Genomic DNA, 6563 nt, shown 5'->3' on the forward strand with positions numbered 1-6563 from the left:
GAAATTAATAGAATTACCTAAAGTAAAAAATTGGGAAACTGATTCATCTGGCTCTTTTTTAGATAACCAATAATTATCGTCCACCCAATCAAATCCTTTGTGTTTTACTTTTAATTCTACTAATGAAGATGCTAATGATTCTAGTTTACTAGTATCGACCTTAATTTTTGTAAAATTTATGCCTATTCCCAATTCTTCTAAACGAATCATGATATTTCATGCATGCATGAATTTTTATAAATATGGATTGAATCTTTGTTGACCTTGGCTATGGATCCTGACCGTAAAGATTTCTTACTAAAGATGTATGGTAGTTGCTGGGATAATGTAACTAGAGCTGAAGATTCTCTGTGGAAGGTTTTTGCTGCGTATACTGCGTTATTTGCTGGATTGGGCTTAACTATTGAACATATTGGAACTTTTGGTTTTTTGTTTATTATGACTATTTTCAGTTTTGCAGGTATTGTTTCCTCATTAATTGCAAATAGCTGGTTTGTTAGAAATATGGGAATTATTTCAAATATAGAAAAAGAATTCTTGAAATTTGATGCTGATGAAGTTATTCCAAAATCTTGGACTCTGGGTAAAGTTCCATTTCTAAATGTGGAGAATTGGTGGACCATAGTTGCATTATTTTCTGCAATTCTAATAGCAATTCACGTTGTATTGTTATCTACAGTGTCTGAAGCAGATTTACCAAAGCAAATTTTACTTGATGTTTTTGGAGGAATCTTTGTAGGATTTTATTGGATAGTACTACAACGTAATCATGACAAATTTATCAACAGTGCTCCTGGAAAAACTATCTCCTAACTTTTATACACGAAATTCATTAATCTCATAAAAATCAATTTTTGTATAGTCTGCTAATCTACAAATATTGTCAATTACATTATCTTGTAATTGATTTTCTTGCTGATGAAAATGTAACCATTCTTTTAACCTATCTGGATTATAATACACATTTTGCTGAAGTAGTTTTCGAAAATTATTGATTAACATTTTATGATCTGCAGGATATGAGAGAACTCTGTTATTTACTGTGGGAAATGTTAACGTCTCCAGAAAATCTACTAATTTTTCATCCAAGTCATCAAATATCATAATAAATCAACTCTGTTTTTATTTGGAAAATATATTTTTGCATCCGTAATCGTAATTCCAGAACCTTGGAGTCTATTAAGGATATTTCTAACAATGTCTTCTTTAGGTTCTTCATAATCAGAATATTCTATAGAACTAATCACTGAAATTCCTTGATTGTTTATTTTAATTCCATACAAAGCAAGACACAAAGCCCATAGAAGATCATCATGTCTCCCTTTTGGGTGCATCAATTTTGGATGTACGGAATCATGTTTTATCTCCTGTTCCTGAAGCTGCAACAGTAACTCTGAGGCTAGTTTTTGCTGTTTTTTGGAATGAATTCGTGTAATTTCAGGCATAATCAATTCTCCTATAACCATTAGTTTGGTGGCATTTCGAATCATATCATTTTTGGATGAATTTGAAAATGATACTCCTTGTACTTTCATTCCAAGTTCCTGTAATTCCATAACCACACTTTGGTTATTTGTATGATCAACGTAAATCTCATCGATATTGAACTTTGATTGCTTTTCTTTCATGGATTCTTTCCACAAGTGCCAGTCCATCTTTCTCCATGTATCCAAGCTTCTCAATCTAATTTTATCATCACCACCTTGTTCTATGATTACTAAAGCCATGAAATCATTTGAAAATGCAACATCTAATCCTGCAACAATCATCTTAATCACTTAGTTGATACTCCATACTGTTTGATTGTAATATGGCAAGAACTTCTGGAGGAAATGCTGCATATCTTACAGTTAGAAATTGACAGTTGTATTCCTGTTCAAATCTGTAATAGTCTTCTTTTTGTACCTTTTCAACTTCTACTCTATCAATTAACAATCCTTCTGAAATTATCCAAGGTTTTACATCCTTGTAATACTTTGATTCTGAATTATGAAATATTTTTGCAAAGAATCCTCTTCTTCCATTTGGTGTAGATACTACAATTACATGGGCATTTGACTTTGTTCTATGTGGCTCAATTGCCTCTAGTACTGGATCATCATCTAATAAATCCCAATGTGCAGCTTCATCTGCAAATATCACTTCTACATTTTCATATCCACGAATAGCCGCAGGATTTGCAGGAATTGCAATTACCTCTGAATTGTTTATTGTAATGTTGTATTGTGAAGACTGTTTTATGATTCCTGGAATGTTGTAACACAAGTTGATCATTCTTTTGATGTGATCTCTTGCCAAACCCAATCTGATTCCAGTCACAATGAGAAATTTTCTTCCTGGAATTTTATTTTGAACCGCACGAAATAAAATCCACCGTAAAATAATTTCAGTTGCACCAATTCCTCTTGCTTTGTTTAATGCATAATCTCTATGGGTTTCAATGTTAGATATGATGTCCATTTCATATCCAAATATTGGTAGTTCCTTGAAAGGGGGAATCTTGCTTATTGGCAATCCAATGAGTTCATTGAATTTCTTGAAATCTTGTGGGATTTTTACGCCTGAATCGAGGTAATTTGCCTTCTTTTCAAGTAATTCTAGTCGTCGCTTTAGGCTCAAACCTTCATCCTCCTCTCTAATTCCTCTATTCTTTTTTCAAGGGTAGATGCTTCTGCATCTTTGATTAGTCCACTTTGAACCTGAACAAGATACCCGATGTTTTGAGAAATCTTTGTAGCTTTGATTCTGTCTTTTTCTAATTCGTATTTGATTACTTGAGTTTTGATCAAGTTCTTGATGATGTTGCCATATGTCCCTCTCTCATTCCAGGATCTGCCCAACTACGCAATACCTCCTGTAGGTAAATCAGTAGAGGGGGTGTCTTCAAAATGTTCGTCAAGTGTGTTGCTCAGGGTGTTTTTTTCTAAATTTTCTTTCTGAGATAATTTAGAATTTTCAGGGTTGAGTGTTGCATCAAACTCTCTCATGTATTTTTTGAATTCTAAAGACAAAAACCAATGATATTCGTCTTTTAGTTTTATGGTTTTCACAGGTTTTGTCTCTAATTGTTCATCATACATGTCTACTAATTCTAAAATTACAAGCGATTTCATTTCTTTTAGTGCAGTTGATCTTGATACCTTGGCAGATTCCATAAACTGCTCAGTATTTTGTTTACCATTACAATCTAGTAACCTCTTAAACAATTCAACACGATCTCGTGATGCACTAGAGAGTGTAACTGCAACAACTACTGCTAAATCATCATCTGTAATGTAGTTGCGTCCACATAACACTGCATGTCCTCTTGCTAAATTATAGAGTGCATTACTTGCTCTGTTTGGTTGCTCAATAATAGGAGTTTCATAGTTATAATTTGTACCTCCTGAATCTGGATTACTAGTAAACCATGTTGGGATTGTACCCCTTAGCTTTGCAAGCACAATTGCTAAATCAATTATTTTGTTGATTGTGCTGTCATCATCACGTTCCTTGTCCCAAATTATTTTTCCTTCATTCAGTTGTGGATTTTTTTCTATTACGTTCCAAAATCGTGTAATAGCAGTCTTTGCTGATTCAACTTTCTTTGTGTATGATTCATCTTTGAGAATCTGCTTGATCTTTCTCTTTTTTTCAGTTGTTGAATCCGTGTCGTTTGGTAGTCTTAAAAAATACATTTTTGCGCCTAGATTTCCTAGTAATTTCCATACTCTGTGTGGAATCTCTACAACTGCACCTAGCCACATAAATGAAAAATCTCCAGTGTATCCACGACGTCCATGAACTCCAGAATCTGATTGAAAGCCTCTGCCGTCTAAGATGCGAGTAAGCATTCCGAAATATTCCAGCAACTGATCTGGATTTCCAGAAAATAATGGAGCAAGCTCAGATGTTATGAGTGTTTGATGTCTTATTCTTGGAAGCAAATCTACTTTTCCTAGTTCATTTTTCTTGGAATTTGCTGAATGTGATACAAAGGATTTCGGTGTAAATGCATCTGATACATAACAATGAGGAAGTACACTTACTATCTCAAGAATGGTTGACTTGTAACTTGATGGATTTCCCATCAGTATCATTGTGAAAACCTGTGTTATTCCAAAGATCATCTGTTGAGCTTTTACTGATAATGCAGCAGTTACTGCAAAGCTACGGTTTGGAAACTCTTTTTCAATTACTTCTATCAGATAGTTTTTGTTTTCTAATAACTCCTTTTGATATTCATCATGTGTTAGTACTGCTTGTGCTTCTCCATTTTCTTCACTTGGCATTATCAAATGCTCATGATTATGGCTTTTGCAATATTGCATTTGTTCTTCATCGTTACTGTCTACGATAATGTCACATGTAGAGCAATCAAATTTAGTCATACTCTACAACCTCGTTTATTTTGGAATGTTTTTTACAAATACAACGGATTTCAAAATCTAAACCTGTTACAGTATCATGTTTCTGAATCTTGTCTTCATGTTTGCTACAGTTACTGCAGCTACAGTTTGGACAGAGCATCTCAAGGATTAGATTCAACTTTCCCCTCCTTTTCTTCAATTAGTAATCGGACCACTTCGTCAAAGGTCTGATCTTTTTTTGCTAAACTCGCAAGTCTATCACGGGTTTGTTTTTGAAGAACTATTGTAGTTCTTTTCTCATGTAATGTTTTTCTATACATACTAACTATAGGGAATATGCCAAGTTTCGTAGAAAACCCGAATAAATTAGAGCAGTATGGGGCATATCAAAAAGCAATTGATAGTAATGAAGATTTTTCCAATCTTGAAGATGTACCTTTATCAAAAAAAGAAATCCGACTACGAACTTCCATAAAGAAAGTTCTCTTGGCATTAGATAATCACAAGAAATTAAACGTTAGCGGAATTCTTGATAAATCTGGTATTCATACAAATACCTTGTATCATGTAATGCCTATTTTATTGAAAAGAAAAATAATATCTGAAAAAAGGATTCGTCATATTAATAATCAAAAATTTTATTCTCTTAAAAGAAACAGAGCAATAGTTTATCTAGAATTTTTATTTTTGACTGACCGATTTAATATTTTTAACGATTTACACAAAAATTTAAAGCAACACTTTGAAAAATATTGTGATCCTTATCCTTCATTGGATATACGAGTTCAAAAACAAATAGCTAGTTTTGTTGAGCAAAGATTCACGTTAACTGATGAACTTATGAAAGATTGTATTATTAAAAAACGTTCAATGTCCATCTCTGATCTTACAGTTGAACCTGCAAATAAACTCATAATGTATTTTCTTTCTCATAAGTTATGTATGGGAAAATGTTTTGAGAACAATCATTTGTCAAAAGTAATTGTAAAAGATGGAATTTCGTATTGTGCTGAATGTGGACATGAAACAAAAGAAGATGTGTATTATTCTAATCCTAAATTACTGCATTTTTCTAAAGGGCGTTTTGATAAGGATTCCATCCCTGAATAGTCATCTCCTTTTTCAGTCTTTCAACTGCTTCGTTTACTAGAGAAGGAATTTGTTTTTTCATTTCTAATTTTTCTTGTTCTAATTGATGAATCATTATTTTTTGTCTTTCCACTGCATCTATTGTTAACGACGGTTCGAGCTTCAGGAACCATTCCAGTCTTTTTTCATCTGACATCCTGTCGTATTGTGGCAAATATCCTCCATGACCTGTCATCCTATGAGCGTATCCTTCCCTATGAACATCTGAAGCTTTACCAAAAAAGAAAGACCTGAAAGAATACAGGGTAATCATTCTAAATCCATTTGACTTGTACTTTTGTGTAAATCCAGCTTCGGTAGTATACTTGTTAAACATTGTAGATTCTGCTTTTTCTGCATGAGCTGGGTTTTCATTAGTAGCCCATATCAAATCGTTATCGCTTAGGTCCTTTAGTCTAGTTAACAATAGCTTTGATGCCTCTCTTGTGAGCCAGACGGAACGACCTGATCTGGTCTTTACGTTCTCTGCCTCGATTCTAATCTTGACTCTTTTTTGAGTCGTATCAATGTCTTTCTTTCTTACCTGTAATAGTTCTCCAGGTCTTGCACCTGTGGATATTAGTGCAAGGTAAAATCCTGTTCTTCTTGGCAATGAAACTGCAAATATTTTCTGTATTTCCTCTAATGTTAGTTCGTGTAATTCTTCTTTGGTTGTGGGCTTGTATTCTAGTGGTTCATCAAAGTCATCTGAATGAATCTTGATTCCGTTGTGAGAAAACACCCTGCTGATTTTTGAAATGTATTGCTTGATTGAACTAGTCAATGACCCATTTTGATACTGCCAGTCAATCCATGATTGAAGCGTATCTCTGATTGCCTCTGTTTGTTCTTGGCCATTTAGAGTTCCAAGTTCTTTGAATATGTCATCGATTGTTCTACCATCATAGTAATCTTGACAGAACCTGTTAAAGGAATTTTTAGAAGCCTCTATGTTTTGTCGTGTCTTGATGGATAGCTTGCTAACCTTGTCCTCAAATGATTTTCTGTTTTTCTTTTCCACCAGAAATGATGTCATGCAAACTAATACTTATTATCGCCTATAAAGTAGAACTTATCAATGGATTT

10 protein-coding genes are annotated in these 6563 nt (G+C 33.7%); 2 read left to right on the forward strand and 8 right to left on the reverse strand.

The features are described 5' to 3' along the window. Nucleotides 1-210 (reverse strand): hypothetical protein (locus tag BG20_RS10695; protein ID WP_010195144.1); only part of this gene is annotated, 210 nt, incomplete at its 3' end. Between the two features lie 48 nt (nucleotides 211-258). Between BG20_RS10695 and BG20_RS10700 the strand changes: the two genes are divergently transcribed. Then, a complete protein-coding gene (locus BG20_RS10700; protein ID WP_238527616.1) occupies nucleotides 259-813 on the forward strand; it encodes a hypothetical protein in 555 nt (184 codons plus the stop codon). A 3-nt stretch (nucleotides 814-816) separates the two neighbouring features. On the opposite strand, the gene BG20_RS10705 is transcribed toward BG20_RS10700, so the two are convergent. The 6 genes from BG20_RS10705 to BG20_RS12495 form a co-directional block, all read right to left on the reverse strand. Beyond that, complete coding sequence (locus BG20_RS10705; RefSeq protein WP_010195148.1) at nucleotides 817-1104, reverse strand: hypothetical protein; 288 nt, start codon at nucleotides 1102-1104, stop codon at nucleotides 817-819. Then, nucleotides 1101-1769 (reverse strand): phage terminase large subunit family protein, encoded by a 669-nt coding sequence (locus BG20_RS10710; protein WP_048097245.1) that lies wholly within the window; start codon nucleotides 1767-1769, stop codon nucleotides 1101-1103. Before BG20_RS10710 ends, BG20_RS10705 begins: the two co-directional genes overlap by 4 nt. Before the next feature lies 1 nt (nucleotide 1770). After that, nucleotides 1771-2619 (reverse strand): terminase large subunit, encoded by an 849-nt coding sequence (locus tag BG20_RS10715; protein ID WP_010195152.1) that lies wholly within the window; start codon nucleotides 2617-2619, stop codon nucleotides 1771-1773. Beyond that, on the reverse strand, nucleotides 2616-2840 hold the full coding sequence (locus BG20_RS10720) for a hypothetical protein (protein WP_010195155.1): 225 nt from the start codon (nucleotides 2838-2840) through the stop codon (nucleotides 2616-2618). Before BG20_RS10720 ends, BG20_RS10715 begins: the two co-directional genes overlap by 4 nt. Then, nucleotides 2841-4370: a hypothetical protein gene (locus BG20_RS10725; protein ID WP_048097246.1), complete on the reverse strand. Its 1530-nt coding sequence runs from the start codon at nucleotides 4368-4370 to the stop codon at nucleotides 2841-2843. Nucleotides 4371-4510: 140 nt separating this feature from the next. After that, nucleotides 4511-4669, reverse strand: coding sequence for a DUF7557 family protein (locus BG20_RS12495; RefSeq protein WP_157999295.1), 159 nt, complete (start codon nucleotides 4667-4669; stop codon nucleotides 4511-4513). A gap of 16 nt (nucleotides 4670-4685) precedes the next feature. On the opposite strand from BG20_RS12495, the gene BG20_RS10730 reads away from it, so the two are divergent. Next, nucleotides 4686-5459: a hypothetical protein gene (locus BG20_RS10730; protein ID WP_010195157.1), complete on the forward strand. Its 774-nt coding sequence runs from the start codon at nucleotides 4686-4688 to the stop codon at nucleotides 5457-5459. Here BG20_RS10730 and BG20_RS10735 read toward each other — a convergent pair. Beyond that, a complete protein-coding gene (locus BG20_RS10735) occupies nucleotides 5422-6513 on the reverse strand; it encodes a site-specific integrase (RefSeq protein ID WP_010195158.1) in 1092 nt (363 codons plus the stop codon). The two genes, BG20_RS10730 and BG20_RS10735, sit on opposite strands and share 38 nt — an antisense overlap. Between the last annotated feature and the right edge of the window lie 50 nt (nucleotides 6514-6563).

Source organism: Candidatus Nitrosarchaeum limnium BG20 (genome assembly GCF_000241145.1).
GTDB lineage: Archaea > Thermoproteota > Nitrososphaeria > Nitrososphaerales > Nitrosopumilaceae > Nitrosarchaeum > Nitrosarchaeum limnae.